23 protein-coding genes and 1 pseudogene are annotated in these 25,466 nt (G+C 44.6%); 8 read left to right on the top strand and 16 right to left on the bottom strand.

The window, feature by feature from the left end; all coding sequences use genetic code 11:
* Window positions 1–133: pseudogene (locus F7D73_RS01280) on the bottom strand (site-specific integrase); the annotation flags it as partial.
* Between the two features lie 328 nt (window positions 134–461).
* On the opposite strand from F7D73_RS01280, the gene F7D73_RS01275 reads away from it, so the two are divergent.
* From F7D73_RS01275 to F7D73_RS01255, 5 genes are all read left to right on the top strand, one after another.
* Window positions 462–722, top strand: coding sequence for a hypothetical protein (locus F7D73_RS01275; RefSeq protein ID WP_153121933.1), 261 nt, complete (start codon window positions 462–464; stop codon window positions 720–722).
* Window positions 723–848: 126 nt separating this feature from the next.
* Window positions 849–1,778 (top strand): virulence RhuM family protein, encoded by a 930-nt coding sequence (locus F7D73_RS01270; RefSeq protein ID WP_153121932.1) that lies wholly within the window; start codon window positions 849–851, stop codon window positions 1,776–1,778.
* A gap of 247 nt (window positions 1,779–2,025) precedes the next feature.
* Window positions 2,026–2,244 (top strand): hypothetical protein, encoded by a 219-nt coding sequence (locus F7D73_RS01265; RefSeq protein WP_117588186.1) that lies wholly within the window; start codon window positions 2,026–2,028, stop codon window positions 2,242–2,244.
* Window positions 2,241–2,675: a putative toxin-antitoxin system toxin component, PIN family gene (locus F7D73_RS01260; RefSeq protein WP_117695125.1), complete on the top strand. Its 435-nt coding sequence runs from the start codon at window positions 2,241–2,243 to the stop codon at window positions 2,673–2,675. Before F7D73_RS01265 ends, F7D73_RS01260 begins: the two co-directional genes overlap by 4 nt.
* A gap of 487 nt (window positions 2,676–3,162) precedes the next feature.
* Complete coding sequence (locus F7D73_RS01255; protein ID WP_153121931.1) at window positions 3,163–3,435, top strand: hypothetical protein; 273 nt, start codon at window positions 3,163–3,165, stop codon at window positions 3,433–3,435.
* Window positions 3,436–3,815: 380 nt separating this feature from the next.
* Here the strand turns inward: F7D73_RS01255 and cysK are convergent, their stop codons facing one another.
* The 6 genes from cysK to F7D73_RS01225 all read right to left on the bottom strand — a co-directional run bounded on the left by cysK (window position 3,816) and on the right by F7D73_RS01225 (window position 8,941).
* Window positions 3,816–4,763, bottom strand: a complete 948-nt coding sequence (cysK, locus tag F7D73_RS01250; RefSeq protein ID WP_153121930.1) for a cysteine synthase A — start codon at window positions 4,761–4,763, stop codon at window positions 3,816–3,818.
* Window positions 4,764–4,820: 57 nt separating this feature from the next.
* Complete coding sequence (locus F7D73_RS01245; protein WP_006849406.1) at window positions 4,821–6,116, bottom strand: O-acetylhomoserine aminocarboxypropyltransferase/cysteine synthase family protein; 1,296 nt, start codon at window positions 6,114–6,116, stop codon at window positions 4,821–4,823.
* Between the two features lie 250 nt (window positions 6,117–6,366).
* The gene (locus F7D73_RS01240) at window positions 6,367–7,260 is read right to left on the bottom strand and encodes a hypothetical protein (protein ID WP_153121929.1); all 894 of its coding nucleotides are present in this window, start codon (window positions 7,258–7,260) and stop codon (window positions 6,367–6,369) included.
* A 63-nt stretch (window positions 7,261–7,323) separates the two neighbouring features.
* Window positions 7,324–7,770: a DUF6108 family protein gene (locus F7D73_RS01235; protein ID WP_153121928.1), complete on the bottom strand. Its 447-nt coding sequence runs from the start codon at window positions 7,768–7,770 to the stop codon at window positions 7,324–7,326.
* A 63-nt stretch (window positions 7,771–7,833) separates the two neighbouring features.
* Window positions 7,834–8,424, bottom strand: coding sequence for a hypothetical protein (locus tag F7D73_RS01230; protein WP_153121927.1), 591 nt, complete (start codon window positions 8,422–8,424; stop codon window positions 7,834–7,836).
* Window positions 8,425–8,440: 16 nt separating this feature from the next.
* The gene (locus tag F7D73_RS01225; protein ID WP_153121926.1) at window positions 8,441–8,941 is read right to left on the bottom strand and encodes an RNA polymerase sigma factor; all 501 of its coding nucleotides are present in this window, start codon (window positions 8,939–8,941) and stop codon (window positions 8,441–8,443) included.
* Window positions 8,942–9,097: 156 nt separating this feature from the next.
* On the opposite strand from F7D73_RS01225, the gene F7D73_RS01220 reads away from it, so the two are divergent.
* The gene (locus tag F7D73_RS01220) at window positions 9,098–10,678 is read left to right on the top strand and encodes an L-lactate permease (RefSeq protein WP_153121925.1); all 1,581 of its coding nucleotides are present in this window, start codon (window positions 9,098–9,100) and stop codon (window positions 10,676–10,678) included.
* An 88-nt stretch (window positions 10,679–10,766) separates the two neighbouring features.
* Here the strand turns inward: F7D73_RS01220 and F7D73_RS01215 are convergent, their stop codons facing one another.
* Window positions 10,767–11,711 (bottom strand): DMT family transporter, encoded by a 945-nt coding sequence (locus F7D73_RS01215; RefSeq protein ID WP_153121924.1) that lies wholly within the window; start codon window positions 11,709–11,711, stop codon window positions 10,767–10,769.
* Between the two features lie 176 nt (window positions 11,712–11,887).
* Here F7D73_RS01215 and F7D73_RS01210 point away from each other — a divergent pair, with 176 nt between their 5' ends.
* Together F7D73_RS01210 and F7D73_RS01205 are read left to right on the top strand one after the other, a co-directional pair.
* Entirely contained in the window at window positions 11,888–12,706 is an 819-nt protein-coding gene (locus tag F7D73_RS01210; RefSeq protein ID WP_153121923.1) for an AAA family ATPase, read from the top strand.
* Window positions 12,707–12,795: 89 nt separating this feature from the next.
* Entirely contained in the window at window positions 12,796–13,794 is a 999-nt protein-coding gene (locus tag F7D73_RS01205; RefSeq protein ID WP_153121922.1) for a DUF4435 domain-containing protein, read from the top strand.
* Window positions 13,795–13,891: 97 nt separating this feature from the next.
* Here the strand turns inward: F7D73_RS01205 and F7D73_RS01200 are convergent, their stop codons facing one another.
* The 8 genes from F7D73_RS01200 to F7D73_RS01165 form a co-directional block, all read right to left on the bottom strand.
* A complete protein-coding gene (locus F7D73_RS01200; RefSeq protein ID WP_153121921.1) occupies window positions 13,892–14,854 on the bottom strand; it encodes a type I phosphomannose isomerase catalytic subunit in 963 nt (320 codons plus the stop codon).
* 72 nt (window positions 14,855–14,926) lie between these two features.
* Window positions 14,927–16,384, bottom strand: a complete 1,458-nt coding sequence (locus tag F7D73_RS01195; RefSeq protein WP_153121920.1) for a TrkH family potassium uptake protein — start codon at window positions 16,382–16,384, stop codon at window positions 14,927–14,929.
* A 41-nt stretch (window positions 16,385–16,425) separates the two neighbouring features.
* Window positions 16,426–17,769: a Trk system potassium transporter TrkA gene (gene trkA / locus F7D73_RS01190; protein WP_153121919.1), complete on the bottom strand. Its 1,344-nt coding sequence runs from the start codon at window positions 17,767–17,769 to the stop codon at window positions 16,426–16,428.
* Window positions 17,766–19,658 carry a 1-deoxy-D-xylulose-5-phosphate synthase gene (gene dxs, locus F7D73_RS01185; RefSeq protein WP_153121918.1) on the bottom strand — a complete coding sequence of 631 codons (1,893 nt, stop codon included), beginning with the start codon at window positions 19,656–19,658 and terminating at the stop codon, window positions 17,766–17,768. The genes trkA and dxs overlap by 4 nt, the downstream gene beginning before the upstream one ends.
* Window positions 19,659–19,774: 116 nt before the next feature.
* Window positions 19,775–20,923 (bottom strand): hypothetical protein, encoded by a 1,149-nt coding sequence (locus F7D73_RS01180; RefSeq protein WP_153121917.1) that lies wholly within the window; start codon window positions 20,921–20,923, stop codon window positions 19,775–19,777.
* A gap of 152 nt (window positions 20,924–21,075) precedes the next feature.
* Window positions 21,076–21,513 (bottom strand): hypothetical protein, encoded by a 438-nt coding sequence (locus F7D73_RS01175; RefSeq protein WP_153121916.1) that lies wholly within the window; start codon window positions 21,511–21,513, stop codon window positions 21,076–21,078.
* Window positions 21,514–21,636: 123 nt separating this feature from the next.
* Window positions 21,637–22,179 (bottom strand): hypothetical protein, encoded by a 543-nt coding sequence (locus tag F7D73_RS01170; RefSeq protein WP_153121915.1) that lies wholly within the window; start codon window positions 22,177–22,179, stop codon window positions 21,637–21,639.
* Window positions 22,180–25,464 carry an RHS repeat domain-containing protein gene (locus tag F7D73_RS01165; RefSeq protein ID WP_153121914.1) on the bottom strand — a complete coding sequence of 1,095 codons (3,285 nt, stop codon included), beginning with the start codon at window positions 25,462–25,464 and terminating at the stop codon, window positions 22,180–22,182.
* Between the last annotated feature and the right edge of the window lie 2 nt (window positions 25,465–25,466).

Genomic DNA, 25,466 nt, shown 5'->3' with positions numbered 1-25,466 from the left:
CCTTGGTCACGCTCAGCTTGCAACTGAACTGTGCGATAGTTCCGTTGATTGTCACACGTCCCATGATAGGGACAATTCCGTTTCTCTCCTTGCTTCCGTTTACATAGAAGACTGTCTTGAATGTACTTCTCATAATTCCTTGCTTTTTGTTCTGTGCAAAATTAAATCATGAGAGTTGCATGGCAAATTCACAACCTGTGCAGAATTGAGAAGTAAAAACCGAAGCCGTTAAAAATGCTTATTAGAGCGTTTCTTTGAGGTAATGACTTGAAAGCGTTTCTACTTCTCAAATCCGCCATTTTCGCATTTCCTCACGAATGCCACAAAAAGCCAACGACTGCCACAACCACTTGAAACTCAAAACAAAAGCTCAAATCTGCTATTTTTTGCTTTTTTAGTCATTCTTTTTCCGAAAAATTGCTAATAAGCCATTAAACTGCGTTATTGTAGAAAATTCAAACTTGCTGTTATACAATGGTATGGCGTTCGTGGGTGATGATATGCGAAAGATGAAGATTTTGCAGAAGGTGTTGGAGTCTGATATTTTTTGGAACTATGTTGTAGCTAACAGTAAGCCTTACACATCAGGATATTATTCGCTGAATGGTTCAAACATCAAAAACTTTGGTGCTCCTAAGTTTACTAAAGCAGAAGAGGAAGAACTTCTTAGATTGGAAGACAAAGGAGCCGTTAATCAATGGCTATCGTCTTTCTATGAGTAAATATAGGGCATATTATTTGAAATATGATGATTTCCAATGTAAATACAAAAGAATTAGTCATTTTATTTGGTGGTTTGATAAAAAAGTCGTAACTTTGGAAATTATTATTTGTAAATAATGACAAGTATGGCAAACGACAATAATAACATACAGATTACTGATGAGTCGCAGATAGTTCTCTATCAGCCAAATGAAAGCATCTCTCTTCAAGTGAAGATTGATGCAAGCCATGATACTGTATGGCTTACTCAGCAGCAAATAGCTGACCTTTTCGGTACAAAACGACCAGCTATAACAAAGCATTTGAGAAATATCTTCAACAGTGGGGAACTTGACCAAAATTCAGTTAGTTCCATTTTGGAACATACTGCGGCTGATGGGAAAACCTATAAAACGCAGTTTTACAATCTTGATGCTATTATTTCTGTTGGCTATCGTGTAAATAGCATCAATGCTACGGCCTTTCGTAGATGGGCAACTCGTGTTCTCAATAATTATTTGTTAAAAGGTTATTCTGTTAACCAGCAACTATTGGCGATGCAGCGACAGTTTGATTCTCGATTGGAAGAGCATAGTCTGCGTATGACACGAATTGAAGACAAACAGGCAGAACAACAGGAGCAGCTTGACTTCTTTATTCGTACATCTACACCTCCTGCAGAAATGGTTTTCTTTGAGGGGGACTTCTATACGGCACGTGTGGCATTGGAAAATTTGGTTAGTTCGGCAAATCATCGTGTAATTGTTATTGATGCTTATGTATCAGCCTTGACTCTTGACTTTCTGAACATTAGAAAATCTGGAGTGGAAGCAATTATCTATACAGTAGGTGTCGGTCAGGGAATGCAACGATTGATGGAGGAGCATGATAGGTTGTTCCCTGATGCTCATATTGATATCAGAAAATGGAGCAAAGAGTCACATGACCGCTGGCTTGTCATTGATGATACGCTTTATCATTGTGGTCATTCGTTAAATGCAAATGGTGGACACAAAATCTCGGCTATAACAAGAATGGGTATATCGCCAGAAGATATTCTTTCTGTTGTTGGCTAAAAAGTATTTTTTCATTTGTATAACAATTAATCATATACGCTATAAGGTTGGCGGGGCATCAAAGCCCTTGCCATATTTTGCGGGATGGGACCGCCGGGGGAATAGCAGTTTACAGTTAATAGTTTATTGTTTACAGTTGATTTTGTAGCAATTTGATGATAAGTTGCAGATTTCTTTTGATTTTCTTGGTGGTTTCGAGAAAAAAGCGTAATTTTGGCGGCAAAGTTGAACGTTTAATTGAAATAGAATGGAACAGACTGTATTTAACCCTGCTCAGATGAAGATTCTTCAAATGATGTCTTATATCAAGACTCCACAGGAATTAGATAATCTTGAAAATGTTCTCTCTCAATACTTTGCAAAGAAGGTTGATGAGGGGATTGATGAGCTGTGCGATAATGGAAGTATAACTCTTGATACTATAGAGAGCTGGGGTAATGAACATTTACGTACCTCTGGCAAATGAGAAAGATAGTTCTTGATACTAATTGCTTATTGATGAGCCTTCCAAGGATAAGCCCTTATCGTAAGATTTGGGATGATTTCTTGAAAGGTAAATTGACCTTGTGCGTTACAAATGAAATTATTGAGGAGTATTTAGAAATCATTGAGCAGAAAACTAATGCAAATATTGCTAGTAATGTTGTGTCTGTGATTCTAAGTCAAAAGAATGTGGAATTCGTAACACCCTATTATAAGTTGCATCTCATTCAAGCTGATGAGGATGACAACAAATTTGTAGATTGTGCTTTTTCTGCTGGTGCAAGTTGTATAGTGAGTAATGATGCTCACTTTAAAATTCTCAATGAGGTTGAATTTCCTCGCATTTTTGTTGTAAATATAAAAGATTTCGTGGAGTTATTATTGCGGAATCAAGGAAACAATCATCTTAATTAATAGTTTAAGATGTCGTAACTATTGATTATTGCAAGTAGCAGAAGGAACTCATCTCGGTCTTCTTCAAGTCTTTACGACCCCTTCGGTTCCCCTTGTAGGGAACAGAAACCCTCAGGGGAGAGGGAGGAAAACGCCCTACAGTGCTATATTTGCCCCACCTGTCCCTCCCCAGCGGAAGGGTCCTTAATCCTAAACCAAGCCTTTCCCTTAACCATTAAGAGGAAAGGATGTAACCGCCCTCCGGTGCTCGGAACCGCTTCGCTATAAGGTTGTCGGACCATCAAAGGTCTACGCCATGTTGTGCGGGATGGGACCGCCTGGGGAAAGGTGAAGACAGTATGGGGTGGGTTTGCTATAATGGGGGTATAGATTACTGATTTTAAGGCTAATTCGTTGATAACTTGCAGATTTCTTGTGGTTTTCTTAGCGGTTTCGAGAAAAAAGCGTATTTTTGCGGCAAAGTTGAACGTTTAAAAAGGAGAAAATTATGAATATTGTTGCTTTAAGTAATAGGCTCGTAAGTAAAGTTCCTCATTGGCATGAACTCGAAAAATTAAGTAAGGAAGATAAGATAGAGGTTATTGCTTTACTTTCCATGTCGATGGCAAATGCAGAGGAAATAAAAACGCCAGCAGATAGAACTAAAGAAATGGTAGAACGTTGCTGTGGTTCTTGGGTTGGCGAACAGTCGGCAGAAGATATTATAGCAAATATCAACGAAAGTAAAATGTCAAAGTCAGAACCTGTCAAGTTTGGATGATATGAATTACTTGTTGGATACCAATATTTGTGTATATTTTTTCTTTGCTGTTTATTAGTCCCACAGATTTCACGGATTTACACAGATTTCTTTTGATTTTCTTGGTGGTTATGAAAAAAGTCGTGCTTTTGGAAAGTTATATAAATAATATCAGAGAAACACAAAGGGATTAGATTTTAAATTTTAATTATATACGATAAGATGGGCTGAGCTTTGAATAAAAGCTCGGCTCATCTTGTTGGCTATTGTCTTCTCATATAATTTCTTTTGATGAAGAAAATCAAGCTTTATGACTACTAGCAGAGGATGCTGGAGGATATCATCAACGTGCTGACCATTATGATAGATTTTGCTTTCATCAGAAAATATCCGATTGTGAATTACAATGGATACTCCTCGAAAGCATAGAGTACAGTGCTCAAATAACGCTCGCCAGTATCTGGCAAGAGGGCTACAATCTTCTTGCCCTTGTTCTCTGGACGCTTCGCAATCTCGGTGGCTGCAAAGGCGGCGGCACCTGATGAGATTCCTACCAAGAGGCCCTCGGTCTGAGCCAGGTCACGACCTGCCTTGATGGCATCATCGTTCTGAATATCCAATACCTCATCGATGAATTCTGAAGAGTAGGTCTCAGGAACGAAACCGGCACCGATGCCCTGAATCTTGTGAGGACCGCTCTGTCCGCCGTTCAATACAGGCGATGTGGCAGGCTCTACGGCAATCACCTTCACGTTAGGATTCTGCTCCTTCAGGTACTTGGCGATACCCGAAATGGTTCCACCTGTTCCCACACCGGCTACGAAGATATCAATCTCGCCATCGGTATCTGCCCAGATTTCTGGTCCAGTTGTGGCATAGTGCTTGGCAGGATTGGATGGGTTGGTAAACTGTCCCAGAATCACAGAGCCTGGGATGGAATCACGGAGCTCCTCGGCAGCCTTGATGGCGCCAGGCATTCCGTCCTTACCGCTGGTCAGTCTCACTTCTGCGCCGTAAGCCTTCACCAGGTTTCTGCGCTCCACACTCATGGTTTCAGGCATGGTGAGGATGAGGTGGTAGCCCTTTACGGCTGATACCAGAGCCAAACCTACACCCGTATTACCGCTGGTTGGTTCGATGATGGTGGCACCTGGTTTCAGGATGCCCTTCTGCTCAGCGTCTTCGATCATCGCAAGGGCGATACGATCCTTTACGCTTCCGCCAGGATTGAAGAATTCTACCTTAGCAATTACAGGAGTCTCCAAACCCTTGGATACTGAATACTTACCCAATTCTACCAATGGGGTCTTACCGATTAAATCAGTAATCTGCTTATATATCTTTGCCATAACTGTACTCTAATTTAAATCATTGATAATTAATCACTAATAATTAATCACTACTCACTACTTTACGTAGGTAAATGCCTCATCGAGTGCCTCAATCAGGTCGTCGATGTTCTCGATACCGATGCTCAGGCGAACGGTAGAAGGATAGATGTGCTGCTCCTCCAACTCCTCTGGGCTCAACTGAGAGTGGGTGGTTGTTGCTGGGTGGATAACCAGTGACTTCACATCGGCTACGTTAGCCAACAGAGAGAAGATGCGCAGGTGGTCGATGAACTCCCAAGCCTCTTTCTCGCCGCCCTTGATGTCGAAGGTGAAGATAGAACCACCGCCGTTAGGGAAGAGCTTCTTGTAAAGCTCGTGGTCTGGATGAGAAGGAACGGCTGGGTGATTAACCTTAGCCACCTTAGGGTTATTCTCCAGATACTCTACCACCTTCAATGCATTCTGTACGTGACGCTCTACACGGAGGCTCAATGTCTCCAAGCCCTGAAGAAGAATCCAGGCGTTGAATGGAGAGATGGTTGCACCGGTATCACGAAGGATGACCGCACGGATTCGGGTTACGAAGGCTGCTGCTCCGGCTACATCTGCGAATACGGCACCATGATAAGATGGGTCTGGCTTAGCGAGAGTAGGGAACTTGTCGGCATTTGCCTTCCAGTCGAACTTACCGCCATCTACGATGACACCACCGAGAGATGAACCGTGACCGCCGATGAACTTGGTTGCAGAGTGAACCACGATGTCTGCTCCGTGCTCGATAGGGCGGATGAGGTATGGGGTGCCGAAGGTGTTGTCGATAATCAATGGGATGTTGTGGCGATGAGCAATCTCTGCCAACTTATCGATATCGGTTACATCTGAGTTAGGATTTCCGAAGGTCTCTGCATAGAGTGCCTTGGTATTGTCCTGGATAGCAGCCTCTACCTGCTCGAAGTTGCGAGGATCTACGATGGTGTAGCTGACACCCTGTGTGGATAATGTATGAGTGATGAGGTTATAAGTACCACCGTAGATGTTGTCGGCAGCTACGATGTGGTCGCCGTTCTGAAGGATGTTCTGCAGAGCGTAGGTTACGGCGGCAGCGCCAGAAGCGACAGCCAAACCTGCTACACCACCTTCGAGGGCAGCCACACGGTCTTCGAATACACCCTGAGTAGAGTTGGTCAAGCGACCATAGATGTTACCTGCGTCACGGAGTCCGAAGCGATCGGCAGCGTGCTGAGAGTTGCGGAACACGTAACTTGTGGTCTGGTAGATAGGCACCGCACGAGCGTCGGTAGCTGGATCTGGATTTTCCTGACCTACATGCAACTGAAGTGTCTCAAAGCGAAGTTTCTTTTCTGTACTCATAATCTATGTCCTTTCTTTAATTTTACGTTAATATTCAATCTATTCATTTATATAAATTGCCGCCCAGAAATCAGATTGATGTTCTCTCTCTGAAAGACATTCTGATGTCCTTCTGAAAGTCATCATGCTGTTTGTTCTGATTGACGCTGCAAAGGTACGGCGATTTTTTGGATTCTGAAATAGCATATGAGTAGTATTCCTGCTACCACGTTTGTGGTATTCGGGCATTTTTTCGATTTTTTGAGAGAAATTACAGTCTAAATCCTAAGCCGATGGTCATCGGGTAGCACTCGGGAGCCTTGGTCTTGTTGAGCAGCGGGGTTACTCCGGCACGGGCGTAGAGCATCACTCCTGAGTAGCCGGCACGGGCCTCGAGATTCACGCCGATAGGGTTGAGGTTGATATCGCCCGTTTCGGTATGCTTGTGCTTGCCTATGAAGTAGCGGGAATGCTCGTGCCAGCGGTATTCTACCGATGGACCTAACGCCAGGAATGCATCATGGCATCCTATGCGCTTCTGCCACTCCAGCATGATAGGCAGGCGGAGCACATTGTAGCTGATATAGCTTTTCTTCAGCGTTTCGCCTTCTATCGGAGTCATTGCCGATATCCCGTTTTCGGTGCTTAATACATAATTGTCCTTGAAATGGTGGTGTACCTGTCCGATGGAGAGAGAGGAGGTGAGCGCCATTTCGTTGGAAAGGCGGAAGCAGAGACTGGTGAGGGTGATGCCCCATTCCCACGACTTGGAGTCGCGACTATGCATCTCGTTGTTGCCTCCCATGCTTCCCCTGCTGCCTGGCAACTGGCTGCAGCCGAAGAAGAAGGTTGGATAATGACTCTCCAGACTGCGCTTGCGCTTGCTCAAAGTCTGAGGGATGAATGGTGAGGTGACAAATACCTTTTCTACTTCCTGCCCATCTACGAATTGGGTCTCTGAAATCTTGGTCATCTCGTTGCCGTTCATCTTATATATCTTCACAGAAGTCTGTTCGCCATCCTGCTTGATGACGATGTTCTGGTCGTTCACTCTGATTGTGGTGTCGTTAGCCTCTACAGAGACTGGTGCACTGTTGCTGTTGGTTTCAGCAAGGGCGAAGGCTGGCATCATGGCAGCCATCATCATTACGTTTTTGATATTCATAATACTATATTTTATGTTGTTTCTTATTCTTATTGAGAGGATTCCTATAGGAAGATGTTGCTTCTATCTTCTGGAATAGCAGAGGTGCATGATGTCTTCGGGCGACAGGTCGCCTTCGATATAAATCACGGTTCCCTTGTTTTCATTCGGATTACTGAAGAGGATAAAGCGGTTGTTGCCATTGCTCAAGGGTGCCATCATGTAATAGCCGCTCACCATCTTGCCATTCTCCACCACCTCTCTGATTTTTTTTGCAGCCTTGCGGTCGGACTTCAGATAGTGGGCTATTTCCGTGGCGTGGTTCTTATATACCAGGCTCTTGTATATCTTGAGCTTGTAACCTTTGAGTTGCGTATTCTGCATCGTAACCATCTTGCATCCCTTGGCGTGTCCGAAGCGTTGGAATATACTTTTTACATATAGTCCCTCCTGGGCATTAGCCGAAATCGAGGCTACCACGATAAGAAGCAGTCCGATGAAGAAGCGTTTTATCAAGTTGCATCGTTTCATATTCTATACCTTAATTATATATATTATACTTTATAGTTTGATTGATTCATCTAAAAGATGAATTTATTGTTTCATCATATCCAGGGCACTGAATGGATCTTCGGAATCTGCCGAAACATCTTCCAGGGCATCCAGGGCTTCATGGTGCACGAATTCCTGGTCGGTATAAACCTTTCCATCGATAACCGCATAACATTCAGGCTGAGGCTGGGCTATCTTCTGGATGCCCACAATCAGGAATGCGATGATAGCGGCGGCTGCTACAGATGTGCCGAAATATTTGATCCATCTGCTGCGAGAAGCTTCCTTCTTTGTAAAAGTTTCCTTCTTTGGAGAAGCTTCCTCTTCCTTTCCTTCTTTCTTTGTGATATTCTTTTCTTCATCTTCTAGAATATCCTCCTTTTCTATCTCCTTCTCTTCTTCTTTTAGATTTTGAGAAAGATTCATCTGTTCGAATCCGATATAGCTGAAGAGGGCGCGGTAGGATTCCCATTCTTCTGGAATATCATTGCCATGCTCTTCGAAATATTTTCTGAGCGTTGCCTCTTCCTCATTGGATGAGGCACCATCCATATACTTGTCGAGCAAGTCTTGTATCGTCTTGAATTCATTGATACCCTTGAATTCATCGATTCTTTTTATTTTATCGTTCATCTTCTTTCCTCCTTCTTTATTTTGTTCTGTTTTGTTTCACGATATTCATATAAGTCTCTCTTATTTTGAGTCGGGCTCTGGAGAGATTCTTTCGGAGATTATCAGCTGTGCATCCCGTTATCTGCATGATTTCATCGGCAGTATAGCCTTCTATCTCCTTCATGCGGAATATCTGCTGCTGCAAGGGCGGGAGCTGTGCCACTATCTGTCTGATGAGATTTACCTCGTCCCGTTGCTCTGCCCGCCGGTCTTCTATGGGTACTTCCATCACCTTGTCGGTGGTGAAGTTCCGCTCCTCATGTCGGCACTGGTCATAAAACTTGTTGCGCATGATGGTGATGGCGAGCGCCTTGAGGTTATCTTCTGCCTTGATATTCTGGCGTATGTCCCACAGCCTGAGCATGACTTCCTGCACGAGGTCTTCGGCATTGTCGTCACTCTCAGTCAACCTTAGCGCATACGCTTTCAAGTCGCTGCGCATCGGTAGGATGATATGGTTGAATTCTTCTGTTCTCATAACCTTTACACTCTATAGACGTATGAAATTGAAAAATCGGACATCTTAAAAAAGATTTTTTTCAAAAAATGCTTTCTTTTTTCAAAGAAAAATGTTATTTTTGCAGTCATAAACAAAAAATTTAGCAATCGAAAACATTAAAAAACTGAATGGCTTATGGCATCAATAGTTTCTATTATTCCCATCGTGTTGCTGTTCATCCTGATGCTCGGCTTCAAGATGGCAGGTCATAAAAGCGCCTTGCTGACGCTCGTTGTTACCGTGTTGCTCGCTCTCTTCGCTGCTTCGCCGCTAGGCATGATAGCCCCGGAACATGCGGAGGATAGCGTTATCGCCCTGACGGGATGGGCGGTGGTGGAAGGCATCCTGAAGGCGGTATTCCCGATTCTCATCATCATCCTGATGGCTATCTACAGCTATAATATCCTCGTGGAAAGCAAGCAGATAGACGTTATCAAGAGGCAGTTTACATCGATTACTGATGATAAGGGACTGCTCGTTCTGCTCCTCGTATGGGGATTCGGCGGACTGCTCGAAGGTATGGCGGGCTTCGGAACGGCGGTGGCGATACCTGCAGCCATCCTCATCGGACTCGGATTCAAACCGATGTTCTCGGCTCTGGTGTCCTTGATCGGCAATACCGTGGCTACGGGATTTGGTGCCGTGGGTGTGCCGGTTACTACGCTCTGTAATGAGGTGGCTGAAAGCGGATCAGCTTCGGCGGCTCAGATTTGCGAGACTTCGGCCTTCGCCATCATCCAGCTGTCACCTCTCTTTATCATCCTGCCTTTCATCATTCTGACGCTTACCGATAAGCACAATCTTGTCAAGAATCTCATCATCGCCCTGTGGGTGGGAGTGATTTCCGTGGTAGTGCAGTTTGTCTGCGGCTATTATCTCGGTTCAGAGACTCCGGCCATCATCGGTTCGCTGGCTGCCATCATCGCCATCATCGCATACGCCAAGGTGTTTGCTAGAAAGAGCAAGGTACAGGATAAGGAAACTTTTACGCTTGCCGAGAGCCTGAAGGCATGGAGCGTTTACCTCTTTATATTGATATTTATCCTGGTTTCCGGAGCACTCTGTCCTCCGGTCAATGCTTTCCTCAAGAGTCATCTGGTAAGTGCGGTTCATCTGCCTGTGCTCGACAGCACCTTTAAGTTTGGCTGGATTTCCAATGCGGGACTGATGCTCTTCCTGGGTGCTACGATTGGTGGATTGGTACAGGGATTGAGCCTCAAGAGACTGATGGTGATTCTTGCCCGTACCACGGTGAATCTGCGCAAGACGGTGGTGACTATCTGTTCGCTGATAGCCCTGGCGAGTGTGATGAACTATTCGGGAATGATTACTTCCATCGCTTCCGGACTGGTGGCTGTGACGGGCGATTTCTATCCTTTGGTTGCTCCGATGATTGGTGCCATCGGAACCTTCGTTACGGGTTCTGATACCTCTTCGAATATCCTCTTTGCCAAGCTCCAGGCTCATGTTGCCAACCAGTTGGGCATGACGGGACAGAGCACTTTCTTCGGTATGGAGGGCGGTCAGGAGAACTGGCTGGTTGCTGCCAATACCACGGGAGCCACGGGTGGAAAGATGATTAGTCCGCAGAGCATCGCCATTGCGACTGCAGCCTGCGATATGGAGGGAAAGGATGGAGAGATTCTCCGCTCGGCTATCCCATACGCCCTATTGTATATCGTTTTGGGCGGACTGATGGTTTACTTCGGTTGCTGATATCTTTTTTCTCATATAACAAAAACTGTCCTCATCTGTTATCTCAGATGGGGACAGTTTCAGTTTTATAAATCGACATTAAAGCAATCTACGCATGTCTTTTCTCGAAAGCCAGGCTGTGGTCGTGCTGGTCGATATCTCTCTTCGATTTGCTCTTGACCACGAGCCATACACCGGAGAATACGAGGATGGCAGCAATCGCCTGCATGCCCTTGAATACGGCGAGACCTACGATGACACTCACGGTGACTGATACTAGCGGCTGCACATAATTATATACAGATACCACGGTAGGGCGCAAGGTCTTTTGACCAATCATCATGCAGATGTAGCCCAGATAAGTGCCGAAGAGAACCACGTAGCCCGATTCCCACCAGGTGCTCATCGGAACGTTGGCAAAGTCGATGCTCATTACGTGGCTGATGGTGAAAGGCCATATCAGGACGGTTGCCCAGAGGAACATCCACTTGTTGATGGTGAAGAGCGAATACTTAGACAGTAGGTTCTTGAAGAGCGACAGGTAGAGGGCGAAGGATAGCTGCGCCGACATACAGAGCAGGTCGCCCCAGATGTTTCCCACTTTGGCATTGCCGGATGTAGCACTTGTCAGGATGATGATGACGGCACCAGCACATCCCATCAGCACGCCGAGCGCCTTCTTCCAGGTGATAGGCTCCTTCAATATCAGGAAGGAGAGTATCATGGCGAAGATAGGCATCGAGGTGGTCATAATGCTGGAATTGCTAGGCGAGGTCATGTTCAGACCGATGGTGTAAGAACACTGGTTGAATACGAGGGCGAAGAGCCCGGCAGCAGCAAACTTGAAGATGTCTTTTACAGGAACATGCTCTTTCTTGGTGAAGAGCGAAGTGAGCCAAAAGAGGATGGCGCCACCCAATACACGGAAGCTCACGAGGTCGATGCCGTCGATGCCGTGAAGCATGGCATCCTTGCCTACGGGAGCCATCAGTCCCCAGAATGCGCCGGAACAGAAGAGGCACAGGTGGGCGATAAGAGGTCGTTTGTTATCCATTTTTTCCTTATTTCTATTTAAATCTTCTTTATTTTGAATAAAATCGGGTGCAAAGGTACAAAAATTCGAGGAATTTTGCTATATTTGCGGTATATTTTTTGGAAGTTAAAGGAGTTAAGAAGTTAAGACAATAGTCTTTTTCCGTTCTTGACTATTAAAGATAGGAGATTATTCTTATGCAGAAATATGCTGATTATATCAAACAGATAGAGATAGAATCTCTATGGAGCGGTACCAAACATATTCTTTGGAACCTCGACCGCCGTGTCAATATCCTGAGTGGTGTAAACGGCGTGGGCAAGAGTACTATATTAAATAAGGTGGTAAAGGGTCTGGCGGCTGGCGGTGAATTTCCTAGTCACATGATCAAGGGCGTGCATCTGAAGGTGGAGCCGGAGGAGGCTAAGTGGATTCGCTATGATGTAATCCGATCGGTAGACCGACCATTGATGAATGCAGAGATGATCAACAAGATAGACCTTACCCTGGTTACCGAACTCGACTGGCAGCTCTTCCAGCTGCAGCGCAAGTATCTGGATTATCAGGTGAACATCGGCAACCGCATCATCGCCGTGCTTCAGAGTGGCGAACCGGATGCTGCCTTCAAGGCTCAGCAACTGAGCGAACCGAAGAGAATGTTCCAGGATATCGTAGATGGTCTTTTCAAGGATACCGGCAAGACCATCATCCGTACTGCCAACGAAATCCGTTTCAACCAGATAGGTGAGCAGCTCTCGCCTTATCAGCTCTCGGCTGGTGAGAAGCAGATTCTCGCCATCCTCCTAACTGTATTGGTGGAAGATAACCAGTCATACGTCCTCTTTATGGATGAGCCTGAAATCAGCCTTCACTTCGAATGGCAGAAGCAGCTCATCGGACTGGTATTGAAACTGAATCCGAATATCCAGATCATCATGACCACCCACAGTCCTGCTGTGGTCATGGACGGATGGACAGATAGGGTGACGGATGTGAACGATATCACGATTTCGTAATTAATAATGTACAATTAATAATGTATAATGTATAATGGTAGAATGGGGCATTGTACATTATACATTATAAATTATTGATTAAAAGTATTATGGCTAAACGTTTAACCGATAATATCAATTCCCTCTACTTCGAGGCCGCCAACAAGATGACCTCGAAGAAGGCTCGGCGCAAGATAGTGGCTTACGTCGAAAGCTACGATGATGTCTTCTTCTGGCGTTCGGTATTGGGAAAGTATGAGGATGAGACGCGCTATTTCGAAATCCTGCTTCCTACCCGCAACAACCATCTCGACCGTGGCAAGAAGGCGGCTATCGTGAATATGCTCAAGGGGGTGGGAAGGGATATGATAGCCTGCGTGGATGCCGACTATGATTTCCTGAGGCAGGGTTCTACCGAAGCCTCGCAGCAGATGCTGGAGAATCCCTATATCTTCCATACCTACGCTTATGCCATCGAGAATTTCCAGTGTTACTCCAAGGGATTGCACGAAACCTGCGTGATGGTGACGTTGAACGATACCCATATCTTCGATTTCGAAAGATTCATGGAGGCTTATTCCCGTACGATATGGCCGCTCTTCGTGTGGCATCTTCTCTTCTATATCCGTCATCGCAAGATGTCGATGCATTTTGATATGGCAGAGTTCGATAAGGTCATCGTATTGCCATCAGTCAGAATCCAGGACCCTCAGCAGGCTATCAATTATCTTGCCAAGAAGGTGAGGGCGAAGCTTTTCCAGCTGGAGCGTCGCTTCAAGACGTTCAAGGATGAGCTGCCGGATATGATCCAGTATCTGAATAATCTGGGGGTAAACGAGCATAACACCTATTTATATATACAGGGGCATCATCTTTTCGACCTGGTGGTTTGCCCTTTGGTGCAGAGCGTCTGCGATACGCTGCGCAATGTCAGGGAGAATGAAATCCGTGCCAGGGCGGTTCATTCCGAACAGGCACGCACCGAGATGGCATGCTATGAGAACAGTCTGGGCAAGGTGAAAATGATGATGAAGAAGAACACCTTCTACCAGTTCTCTCCGGAATTCCAGAAGATTCAGAGGGACGTGGAAAGATTTTTAGAAAGGTAAAAAAGTAAAAAGGTAAAAGGGTAAAAAGGTAAAAAGAAAGCAGGCAGATGACATTCCGCCAGGCTCTTTTTACCTTTTTACTTTTTTACTTTTAAATTTATACGTATGTCTCCAGGAACTTCAAGGTTCCTTCTACCTTCAAGGTCTGGGTAGAGGCAGGAACTACGATGCTCTCGCCGCCCTGGAGCGTAATCTCGTTACCCTCGTTGTCGGTAATCTTAGCCTCACCCTTCAGACCTATCAGAATCACGAAGCTGTCCAGTTCTGAATAATCCAAAGTCATAGGTTCATCGAGATCATAAACGGCTGTGGTGAAGTAAGGGCACTGTACCATGCTAACACCCTGGTTCTTGGCAGGAGTGTAGTTCTGGCGATAGTCTGGCAATACGGTGTAGTCGATGCACTCGGCAGCCTCCTTGGTGTGGAGCTGGCGATAGTTGCCATCCTTGTCCTTGCGCTTGAAGTCGTAGATGCGATAGGTTACATCGCTGGTCTGCTGAATCTCTGCAACGAAACAGCCTGTTCCGATGGCATGGATTCTGCCGGCTGGGATAAAGAAGCAGTCGTCTTCCTTCACGTTATACTGAGCCAGAGCATCGGTGATGGTATCATTCTCCACCATCTCCTTGTACTGCTCAGGAGTAATCTGCATCTTCAAGCCGTTGTAGAGCTTGGCATCTGGCTCGCTTGGCAGCGCATACCACATCTCGGTCTTGCCGCGTTCCTTGCCTTGCTTCTTGGCAATTTCGTCATTAGGATGTACCTGGATAGAAAGGTCGGTATTGGCATCGATAAACTTGATAAGCAATGGAAACTCGTTGCCAAAACGCTTGTAGTTCTCTGCACCGAGGAAGTTCTCCTTCAACTCAGCAACTACCTCATTGAGTTTCTTGCCCTTCATTTCGCCGTCGGCTACGATGCTCTCGTTGCCAGGAACACCTGAGATTTCCCAACTCTCGCCAACTTTCTCCTGTTTGATGTCAAGATGCTTGAAGGCGATAATCTTGTTTCCACCCCAGATGGTGGACTTCAATAGTGGTTCAAATTTTAATGGTTTCATAACTTTATGGAATTAGTTGATAAAATGTTATATTGTTATAGAACTCTTCGTTCTTCGTTCTTCACTTGAACTCTAGTTCTCTCTCCAGAAGGCTGGAGTAAAGATTACCAGTACGCTGAATATCTCCAGACGTCCGATGAGCATCATCAGCGAGCAGAACCATTTTGCCACATCCGGCAGTTCGCTCCACGACATCGTCGGACCAATCTCCGTACCCAAGGTAGGTCCCACATTGCCCACACAGCTCAGGGTGATGGTGATGGCATTGGTATTGTCGATGCCCATGGCTATCATCGTGAAGGAGATGACCAGGCAGATGATGAGATAGGTGGTGAGGAAGGCGAGCAAGGTGACTCGTTTCTGCATCGGAACGTTCACGCCATCAATCTTCAATGGAAGTACGGCGTTAGGATGCAGAATCTGGCGGAATTCATTCTTCACCATTCTCACCAGCATCACGCCGCGGATACACTTCAAACCTCCACTCGTACTGCCCGAGCAGGCTCCGAAGAACATGCAGGCTGCCAATATTACCCAGGTTACATGAGGCCACACGGCTGCATCGTCGTTAAACAATCCGGTGGTGGTGATGAAGGATACCACCTGGAAGATGGCACTGCGGAAGGCATGTTCCACATCATAATTGCGCATCGCCATCAGCTCTACCATGATGAAAGCCGTGAATGCCGCAACCAGGAATGCATAAAACTTGAATTCCGAGTTCTTGAACAGATCCTTAATCTTGAACTTGATGACTGCTGCATAAAGCAGGGTGAAGTTCACACCCGACAGGAAGCAGAAGAACGTACAGATGTATTCCAGCGCTGGTGAATGGAAGAACTCGGTACTGCTGTTGTGGGTAGCGAAACCACCCGTTGCCGTCGTGCTCATCGCATAGTTGAAACTGTCGAAGAGATTCATTCCCGCCACATAGTAGGATACGATGCAGGCGATGGTGAGCATCAGATAGATACTCCATATCCATTTTGCCGAAGTGGAAAGACGGGGATGAAGCTTGGTCTTGATAGGACCCGTAGCCTCGGCGGCAAACACCTTGGTCTGTCCTCCTACAAGTGATGGCAGCAGGGCGATGGTGAAGAACACGATTCCCAAACCGCCTATCCATTGGGTGAGCGATCGCCAGAACAGCAATCCGTGCGGGACGCATTCTACATCGTCAAGAATGGTGGCACCCGTGGTGGTGAATCCCGACATTGTCTCGAAGTAGGCATCCGTAAAGTTATTGATGTAACCGCTGACCATGAAAGGCAGGGTGCCGAAGAGACTGAAGATAATCCATGAGAGCGAAACCACGAGGTAAGCATCACGGCGCGACATCGAGTTGTCGGCTCCATGGCCCTTCCATTTCAGGATAAGTCCGCCTCCGATGGTGATGAGTGTCGCCACAATGAAGGCGAAGATATCGTCCTGCTGATAGTAATAGGCTACCAGCAGACTGATGAAGAGCAGGAATGCCTCGATGAAAAGCAGTTGCCCCAAGATCTTGTATATCAGTTTACTATTTATCATTTATCTGATTCTCTTTTGTATCATCGTTCTTTGTGTGCTGATTACACAAAGTACTTCTCTATTTTCTTCATATTGATGTTATGGCAGAATACCATCACCGAATCGCCTGGTTCTATCTGGGTATTACCCGAAACGAGCATACCTTCGCCCTTGCGTACCAGTCCACCAATGGTTACACCGATAGGCATACCGAGGTCTTTCACCGCTTTCTTGGTAACCTTGGAACCTTCTTTGGCGATGAACTCAGCTACATCGGCATTGGCATTCATCAGGAAGCGCACGTTCATCACGTCGGCATCCAGCATCATCTGATAGATGTAGCTGGCAGCAATCATCTTCTTGTTGATGATGGTACCGATGTCAAGACTTTCTGCCATGCTTACATAGTCTACGTTCTCTACGGCAGCAACCGTCTTGCGCACACCCATTCTCTTGGCAGTAAGACAAGCCAGAATATTGGTTTCTGCATTGCCGGTCAAGGCAACGAATGCCTGGGTGCTTCTGATTCCTTCTTCGGTGAGCAACGGAATGTCTCGTCCATCACCATGAATGATCAGGGTCTTGTTCTCGTCCAGAATGTCGTTGAGATATTCGCAGCGGTTCTCATCCTTCTCGATGATTTTGCACTCCATGTATTCCGGCATCTTCTTGACGGCTCTTACGGCAGTTCGTCCGCCACCCATGATCATCACGTTCTTCACGTCTACATAATGTTCCTTGCCCACAATCTTGCGGATGTAGGGAATATAGTTGCGGGTAGTCATGAAGTAGGCGAGGTCGTAGAGTTTCAGTTCATCGTTACCACCAGGGATGATGGTATCGCTGCCTCGCTTGATGGCTACCACGTGGTATGGGTCGTTAGGACCACTGATGTTCTTGAGCGGTTCGTTGAGGATTTCACATCCTTCGCGCAACTTGATGCCGAGCATGACGAGCGCTCCGTCGTGTACATCCCAACGCTGGCGAACCCAACTCATTTTCAGACCGTTATTGATATCTACAGCAGCCAGCATCTCAGGATAGATGAGCTTGCTGATGCCCAGCTTCTTGAAGAATTCCTGTGCTTGTGGCTCCATGTATTCCGGATTGTCAACACGGGCTACCGTACGCTTGGCACCCAGGTTCTTGGCTAGGATGCTAGCTGTGATATTGGTACTCTCTATTGGGGTGACAGCAATGAAAAGGTCTGCACTGTCGGCTCCTGCATCACGCAGGATCTTCAGACTGGTAGGCTTTCCTACCATCGTGAGCAGGTCACAGTCTGAGCCGATGCTTGCCAGTCGCTCTTCGCTTTCGTCGATGAGCGTGATTTCTTCATTGCTGCGAGACAGCAGTCTCGCCAAGTGTGTACCTATGGCGTATGCGCCAGCTATGATAATCTTCATTTCTTTATTGCTTCTTTGATTGAATCTTTATCCAGATGCACGATTTCTCTCAGTTCTGCCACAGTACCATGTTCCACGAAGGTATCTGGTATTCCCATTCGGGTGATGTGAGGCTGATAGTCGTGATCGTTCATCCATTCGAGTACGGCAGAACCCATTCCGCCCATCCTTACTCCATCTTCGATGGTAACGATGCGGCTGAACTTTTCTCCCACCTCTTTTAATATGTCTTCGTCGAGAGGTTTCAGAAAGCGCATATCGTAGTGGGCAACGCTCATGCCTGTTTCTGTTTCTACTTCGGCGATTGCCTTGGCAGCATCATTTCCGATAGGACCGATGGTGAGTACAGCCACGTCCTTTCCATCCTTTAGTTTTCTGCCGGTACCGGTCTTGATTTCTTCCATCGGGTTGCGCCAGTCTACCAGCACACCGTTTCCTCTTGGATAGCGGATTACGTAGCTGCCCTGGTTTGGTAGTTGGGCAGAATACATCAGGTTGCGCAACTCATGTTCGTTCATAGGAGAAGCGATGGTAAGATGCGGTATCGGACGGAGGGCTGCCATATCGAAGACTCCGTGATGGGTAGGACCATCTTCGCCTACCAGTCCCGCTCTGTCCAGACAGATAACTACTGGCAGATTGAGCAATGCCATATCATGGATGATGTTGTCGTAGGCACGCTGTGCAAACGAACTGTAGATGTTGCAGAAAGGAATCAGTCCATCTTTCGCCATACCTCCAGAGAAAGTGACGGCATGTCCCTCTGCAATACCCACATCGAAAGTACGGTTAGGCATCGCCTTCATCATGATGTTCATGGAGCATCCTGTAGGCATGGCTGGAGTCACACCTACTATCTTTTGGTTCTTTTGAGCCAGTTCCAGCAAGGTTTCGCCAAAGACATCCTGGAATTTTGGCGGCTGGTTGCTGGTATCCTTAATCAGTCGCTCACCTGTTTCTGGGTCGAACTTGCCCGGCGCATGCCAGATGGTAGCACTCTTTTCTGCCGGTTCATAACCCTTGCCTTTGGTAGTATGCAGATGCAGCAGCTTAGGACCCTTCATCTGCTTGAGCTGTTTCAGCACTCTCGCCACTTCCTTGACATCGTGACCGTCGAACGGACCGAAATATCGGATGTTCATTCCTTCGAAGATGTTCTGCTGATGGCTCAATGCAGACTTCAGCGCATTGTTCAGACGTAGAATTCCCTTTTTGCGCTCTTCGTTCAGATAGCCTTTGGAGTGTAGCCACTGTGAAGCCTTGAAGCGGAGCCTGTTGTAAGTTTCATTGGTATCCAGATTGAGAAGGTATTTCTCCATACCACCTACGGCTCTGTCGATACTCATATCGTTGTCGTTGAGGATGATGAGCATATCGTTCGGGGTGCTCGAAACATTGTTCAAACCCTCGAAAGCCAGTCCGCCACTCATCGCACCGTCTCCGATGACAGCAACGATATTACGGTTGGTTTCTCCAGTTTCTCTTGCAGCAACAGCCATACCGAGTGCAGCGGAAATGGAATTACTCGCATGTCCACAGGCGAAGGTATCGTATTCGCTTTCTAAAGGAGTAGGGAATGGACGGATGCCGTGCAATTTGCGGTTGGTACAGAAGTTGTCGCGGCGACCTGTCAGGATTTTATGTCCGTAAGCCTGATGTCCTACATCCCATACGATACGGTCGTAAGGGGTGTTGAAGATATAATGTAGGGCTACGGTTATTTCAACCACACCAAGAGAGGAGGCAAAATGACCAGGATTTACGGCAACCTCGTCGATAATGTCTTCTCTTAACTCTTTACAAACTTGCGGCAGCTGGTCAATACTCAACTTTCGCAAATCTTCTGGGTATTTTATTTTACTTAATAGACTAAACTTGTTCTTGTCCATGTTTTCTTTGTGAAAATCTTCTGCAAAGATAATGCTTTTTTCCTATATAAAGCACTTTTGAAGCAATATTTTCGGTTTTTCCGATAATTCTTTGTATTTTTCTACTTATATGTGGATTACTTGTAGATGAACTTTTCTGAGAATTGCTGTCCGTTAACAGAAATGTAGAGTATGTAGATGCCATGTGAATGAGACGATAAAGGAAGACAGATGTTGTATGTCTTCTTGCTGGATTCTTTAAAACTTTGTTGGCATACCATCATGCCATCAATGGTATGGATATTACAATCTATCTTTGCTCTTGAAGAGCAGAACATGACAACATTTACATTACCATCGGAAGTCACGTTTACCGAATAATCTATAAATGTACCATTAGAAAATACATGTCTGGAAATACTGGGACGACCATTGGAGGTAGCTTTTGCTCTCTCTCTCTGAGAAATATCTCCTGATTTCTCGTATTCATTGTCTTTCAATGATTGTGGAGAGTAATAATAAGCTACTTTAAATCCAATATTGTTACCCTTAACATGAGAGTCTAAGGTTTCGTAAATCGGATAAGACTCCCCTTGTGCATACCATTTGTATATGTTTGTTTCTACCAGATTGGAATCCACAGCAAGATGTTGTATGATGCTATCATGTGTGTAGATGTTAACACTGTCAACTAACAAGCGTAAGGCCTTTGCATGCTCAATGTTTTTGAGATATTGTTGTCCTGTGTGTTTCTGGATATGTACCCTTGTCACACCAGTAATCGTATCACCTGATGGTAGTAACATTGTACCGAGCCCATCAACTTGGCATTCATATGTTCCATAAATACGAGAATATATTGACTCTGAATATATGGCATATCCATTGAAATACCCCGTTGTCATGCTGTTCTGTACAAAATTAGGCGGAGCAATCAAGTCTGTTAGTTTGTAGCTAATTTTCGATTGGTTGTTCTCATAACCATCCAAATATGTGCCAGTTTCGTTTTGATGACAAAAATAACGAGTATTGAGTCCATTAATTATAAGTCCATGTTCATCTTGGGGATTGGAGGTAATTGTCAACCACGAGACATTGTCAGATAAATTGATGTCAGTCAAGTCCCAAATAGCACCTTCCCCTTTTTGGTCAAAATGTTTGAAGGTGGCTTGCTGACGCTCAATCTTGTCTCCTATATGATATGTATGATTACAGATGTTCTGTTGCGCATTTATTCCTAGATAAATGCACAACAAAAATAATGTATGTATTAATCTTAACTTCATAAGCTCTATTTCTTGAATTCAATAGCTAAAGTTGTAAAAAATCATTATAGTTGTTATTTGTTCTACTATAATTTAGACATTTTGAACAATATGCCTTTCTTATACGTAAACAGTCTAATTCTTTAGGGCTTTACTACAATTATTTGAGCGGATTACATAAAAACAGCGATACTTTCTGAATAAGAATCCAATTGTTCCATAACTACCCATTCCGTTTCTTCATTATGAAGTGAATGAAAAGTAATGTGACAACAATTTTGGTTGTTGACAGAAAGTATTATTTTGAATTTACATTTACCTTGTAATATTCTAGCCAATTTATTCGTGAAACTAAAAGCATATTGTATTGTATTACCAACGCAATAATCCTCAACATGAAAACCATTCATGAAGCATTCGTATGCAGTATAATCTTCAAAGTTTTCTAAAGAATAGTGCTGATTCACTTTATAGAAATATTGCAGAATATAGCAATTGTTAACCCATATTACTCCTTCATCCAAGATTTTTGAAAGTTTTTTATTTAATCTTGGATAATTAATAGTTTGCTTATTAATCTTAACTAGCATTTTATAGTTCATCACTATCATATTCCTAAGTATTTTTCTCTTTTTTTTATATCGTTTTGTATATTTTTGTTTTCTTATAATTACCATCCGCTCCGAATGTTGGAGCGGAGAGTATGATGCTGAGTGCTATAAATAATATCTTTTTCATGCCTTCACAATATATACTTTTAAACTGTTGCCAAGTATGGAACATTCGAAGTTCCAAACTAAGTCTTTTAAAGTTTCATTTAATTCTTTAATATTATAAATGTTCTTCCTAATTTCGGCACGTTCTTCTTTAGAATAATAGTGCCAAGATAAGTATCTTGCCCAATGTTTTATTGCACTAATAGAGGCTATATTCTTATTTTGGCTAATATAAGTTCCTTCCTTAAAATAAGCAACTATTGTATATGTAGCATCAGTATTGCCTTTTTTCGTTTTTATAATATTTGCATCAATATTTACTCCATTTATAGTAAGTGAAATATAATAAACATTGTGTACTCCAAGTAATTTTGTTATGTTGTATAGTTTATATGGATTGTAAATCAAATATTTTTTTATTTTAGAAATACTCTTTATTCCTAATCTTGGGAATCTAATTTTAGAAACACAAGAAAGAATAGCCTCTTTTTTATCTGTTACTTCCGAGGAAAAAAATGCGACTTTTTGTCCTTGATTGATATCTATTAATATAATGTACATCTATCTATTTCCTTTAGGGTTTCTACTATGATTTTCACCATTATAATTTTTTCGTTGTTGAGCTCGTTTTAATTGTTTCCCAAGCCGTTCTTTCTCAGCTTTGATTTGGGGCGTCTTATTGGGCATTTTTTCCAGTTTGTCATATTCTTTTTTTAGTTGTTCATACTTCTGTCGATTAACCTCCTTTCTTTTTTGATTAGCATGAGGAGAATTCTTGTTGCCCGATGAAACATTGCTTTTCTTTCCTCTGTTGTACCCTTGCGCCTTGTTGCTGTTGGAGTTAGCCATCATGACATAGCCTGCTATACTAGTAGCCAAGCCTGCCGTTGTTATAGTCTTTCCTACACCAATTATTGGTGCAGCAACTGTCGCACTTGTTCCTGCGGTAACCACAATGGCAGTCGTACCTGCGGCCGCTACTGCACTGCCAAAAACTGTTGCAATTCCACCCCAGTTTGTAGATGAAAGTCCTAATCTGCTCGCTGTATCATCAGACTGTCGTAAAGAATAGTTGTAGTCTTCGGGATCCGTTGGGGTATAGGTGTCTCGAAGTCCGCCTGAAAAAGGAATGACGTTTGTAACAGCACCGATTATGCAACCAATAGTGCGGTCTCTACCATCCTGTCCATCAGGATCAGCCATGCGCATCGGATTATTATAGACATATACATAGCTGCCAATGTCCGGATGTATTTCCTGCAAATTATCCTGGCTTCTCCATATCCCCAGAGCGGCATCATAGTTCCTAACTCCATAGTCGTGCCAATCCAAGCCATTCATGCGGTCCAGTTCCTTACCATTGTATTTGTATCTCTGAACATCGCCATTCGTGCTGCTCCCCATCAATGCACCTGTAGGGTAGTAATCGTTGATTTGTTCGATAGCTCCGCTTTCGTTCATAACGACACGGTTGTCACCTAGATGGTCTTTGAGATAGTAATGGAAAGAAAGGTTGCCGCTTTTGTCATACTTGGCATAGCCTACGTCATTTAGCACAATCGTCTCATCACCATCATAAATGATGTTTCCACAATAGTTGATTACCTTTTGCCCATTTACTGCATTTGCTGATGCTGCATCTGCAGATTGCATGACTGGCATCTGAGGCAATGTGTTGGTCATTGCCGTTAGTGTATATTGAACGGAGTGCTTGTTTCCCTCAGCATCATATACGTAACTAGCTTTCCTTCCATCATTATATAATATTTTCTGTGGCAAGTTGTTGATGTCGTATGATATCGAGCTAATCCCCTTGTTCTTGTCCATCACCATGTTGCCATTGGCATCATAGCTATACTCCGTAGCCTCCTTCGTACCATCCACAAAGTGGAAGGCACCTGCATAATATGGACCACTCACCGTGTCATCAACCTTGGTAAGCTGACTGCCGTTGTAGCCATAGCTAAGGTTGTCAATGAGCCCGTATTTATTGTCGTCTCTCAAACCGTAGCGTATCAATGACAGGATGTTTCCCATCTTGTCATAAGACAGGCTTTCGTCATAGTGACCTATGTTGTCCGATAAGAATTCTCCTTCCTCATAGTCGGCATCGGTCAGCATGTCCTGACGGTTGTAGGAGAACTTGTAGCCTTTCTCTATGTTGTTTCCCGTTTTCCAACTCATGGCAGATATATTGCCATTGTACTGTGCGGTCCCAGGTATAACAAAGCCATTTGCTTTGTTATAGGCAAGCGTTTGGGTAAAGTTCGTGCTACTTATCTCAGTCTTCCAACTCCGGATGTTGTAGGAGTTGTTGATGCACTCTTTGCCCAATAATGTCTGTTTGGCGATTCTTCCATAATCGTCATATTCTGTTGTTGATAAAACTCTGTTGGCGGAGCCATTGATGGCATAGCTAACCATAGTCTGTCTTCCAGCATGATCATAGGCATATTCGTAGCATTCCTGTATGGCTTTCTTGCCACTTGCGCTATGAATGTGCTTGGTTTTCAAAGGGGAACCTATGTAGTTATAAGAGGTGTAGAAATGTTCACTTCCTCCAAGCAAGTTGCTGGAATGTGTTTGTACCACTCTTCCCTTTAAACCATAGTACATAGAGGAGATTTCATGTCTATTCGTACCATCTGATGTATATACCTTCTTCCCAGTTAAGAATCCCTTTGCATTGAGGGAGCTGTTGGAAGGGAACGCTGCGTCCAATGTTTGGGCTGCGTTCAGATGCAAAATGCTCTGCTCTGAGGCGTTTTGCTTCTCTATGAAAGTATAGTCATCATAGAAATTGGTAATGAGCAGGGACTTGGCGGTAATCGTAGTGCCATTCAGTTGGTAACCGTCCAGGGTGCCTGCCCCCGTGTATAGCGCATAGACATGGATTTTACTGACATCACTTGTAGATGCAGTAGTGCCTTTTACTGCCAATCGTCCAAGTTTGTCATAGACATAAAACTCCCAAAGCCCTTGCTTTCTCAGGTTCCCGTCCTGCAAGAATATCATTCTTCCGCTGAGGTCATACTTCATGTAGATAGGCTCGCAACCTGGCAGCTTCTTCCAGGTGCAATTCCCCTGCCCATCATATTTATATTGGTAGGCATAGAGGTCAAGTGACGGCTCCTCCTGATAATTGGGAGGAAGCACAAATGCCAGGTTTCCACGGTAATCATATATATAATAGGTATCTGCTGCTTCATCGATGGAGCAGATGGTACGCTTGAGAATTACGTTGCCAGCGATGTTCTTGAACTCGTAACTCTCATTGCCGTTTTCGTCAGTGATCTTGGTAACGTAGAGCCTACCCTGAGGATAATACCCTTTGTCTTGCAACGATCCTTGCATGGAGACACGGTAGTATTTGCAGTTCAACGGATATTTAGAGGTGTTTACGAGATTGTCTTTCTTTACGGGATGGCTAGTCCACTCAGTTCCAACTCCCTCCACTGTGTTTATTCGATTGAGTGGGCTTTCATCATATTCTTTTAGAGAGAAGGCATGGCTATCCCTGTATTGGTTATTTCCCTGGGAGTGAGCCGCAGAAATGCTGAGGAAATCGTCGGTGCCCTTGACAGGCAACCATGTCTTCCAATCACGTCCTAGTCCATCATATTCTTGGAGATGTATCAGGTTGGCTCCATCTGGAGTCTTCTTTTGCTCCACCATTTCGAAGGGTCTTCCCAAGCCATCATAGTATACCGTGGTGGAGAGGACCTGCGTGTCGCTGATGCGCTCCGTCGTCAGAATGTAGTTCTCTGAAGACACTTGGGCCTTTGTTGACAGGGCGGCAAACCATGTCAACAAAAATAAGCATCGAAAGTTAATCTTATTCATCATAA

Origin of the sequence: Segatella copri (genome assembly GCF_009494395.1) — a bacterium.
Classification (GTDB): Bacteria; Bacteroidota; Bacteroidia; order Bacteroidales; family Bacteroidaceae; genus Prevotella.
Note: the sequence above shows the minus strand (reverse complement) of the source record. Positions and strands in the feature narration are given on the sequence as shown.

What these genes read in the sequence shown, in the direction of transcription:
- F7D73_RS01270 (WP_153121932.1), top strand. Translation starts at nt 849, where the DNA reads ATGGCAAACGACAATAATAACATACAGATTACTGATGAGTCGCAGATA.
- F7D73_RS01265 (WP_117588186.1), top strand. Translation starts at nt 2,026, where the DNA reads ATGGAACAGACTGTATTTAACCCTGCTCAGATGAAGATTCTTCAAATG.
- F7D73_RS01260 (WP_117695125.1), top strand. Translation starts at nt 2,241, where the DNA reads ATGAGAAAGATAGTTCTTGATACTAATTGCTTATTGATGAGCCTTCCA.
- F7D73_RS01255 (WP_153121931.1), top strand. Translation starts at nt 3,163, where the DNA reads ATGAATATTGTTGCTTTAAGTAATAGGCTCGTAAGTAAAGTTCCTCAT.
- cysK (WP_153121930.1), bottom strand. Translation starts at nt 4,763, where the DNA reads ATGGCAAAGATATATAAGCAGATTACTGATTTAATCGGTAAGACCCCA.
- F7D73_RS01245 (WP_006849406.1), bottom strand. Translation starts at nt 6,116, where the DNA reads ATGAGTACAGAAAAGAAACTTCGCTTTGAGACACTTCAGTTGCATGTA.
- F7D73_RS01240 (WP_153121929.1), bottom strand. Translation starts at nt 7,260, where the DNA reads ATGAATATCAAAAACGTAATGATGATGGCTGCCATGATGCCAGCCTTC.
- F7D73_RS01235 (WP_153121928.1), bottom strand. Translation starts at nt 7,770, where the DNA reads ATGAAACGATGCAACTTGATAAAACGCTTCTTCATCGGACTGCTTCTT.
- F7D73_RS01230 (WP_153121927.1), bottom strand. Translation starts at nt 8,424, where the DNA reads ATGAACGATAAAATAAAAAGAATCGATGAATTCAAGGGTATCAATGAA.
- F7D73_RS01225 (WP_153121926.1), bottom strand. Translation starts at nt 8,941, where the DNA reads ATGAGAACAGAAGAATTCAACCATATCATCCTACCGATGCGCAGCGAC.
- F7D73_RS01220 (WP_153121925.1), top strand. Translation starts at nt 9,098, where the DNA reads ATGGCATCAATAGTTTCTATTATTCCCATCGTGTTGCTGTTCATCCTG.
- F7D73_RS01215 (WP_153121924.1), bottom strand. Translation starts at nt 11,711, where the DNA reads ATGGATAACAAACGACCTCTTATCGCCCACCTGTGCCTCTTCTGTTCC.
- F7D73_RS01210 (WP_153121923.1), top strand. Translation starts at nt 11,888, where the DNA reads ATGCAGAAATATGCTGATTATATCAAACAGATAGAGATAGAATCTCTA.
- F7D73_RS01205 (WP_153121922.1), top strand. Translation starts at nt 12,796, where the DNA reads ATGGCTAAACGTTTAACCGATAATATCAATTCCCTCTACTTCGAGGCC.
- F7D73_RS01200 (WP_153121921.1), bottom strand. Translation starts at nt 14,854, where the DNA reads ATGAAACCATTAAAATTTGAACCACTATTGAAGTCCACCATCTGGGGT.
- F7D73_RS01195 (WP_153121920.1), bottom strand. Translation starts at nt 16,384, where the DNA reads ATGATAAATAGTAAACTGATATACAAGATCTTGGGGCAACTGCTTTTC.
- trkA (WP_153121919.1), bottom strand. Translation starts at nt 17,769, where the DNA reads ATGAAGATTATCATAGCTGGCGCATACGCCATAGGTACACACTTGGCG.
- dxs (WP_153121918.1), bottom strand. Translation starts at nt 19,658, where the DNA reads ATGGACAAGAACAAGTTTAGTCTATTAAGTAAAATAAAATACCCAGAA.
- F7D73_RS01180 (WP_153121917.1), bottom strand. Translation starts at nt 20,923, where the DNA reads ATGAAGTTAAGATTAATACATACATTATTTTTGTTGTGCATTTATCTA.
- F7D73_RS01175 (WP_153121916.1), bottom strand. Translation starts at nt 21,513, where the DNA reads ATGATAGTGATGAACTATAAAATGCTAGTTAAGATTAATAAGCAAACT.
- F7D73_RS01170 (WP_153121915.1), bottom strand. Translation starts at nt 22,179, where the DNA reads ATGTACATTATATTAATAGATATCAATCAAGGACAAAAAGTCGCATTT.
- F7D73_RS01165 (WP_153121914.1), bottom strand. Translation starts at nt 25,464, where the DNA reads ATGATGAATAAGATTAACTTTCGATGCTTATTTTTGTTGACATGGTTT.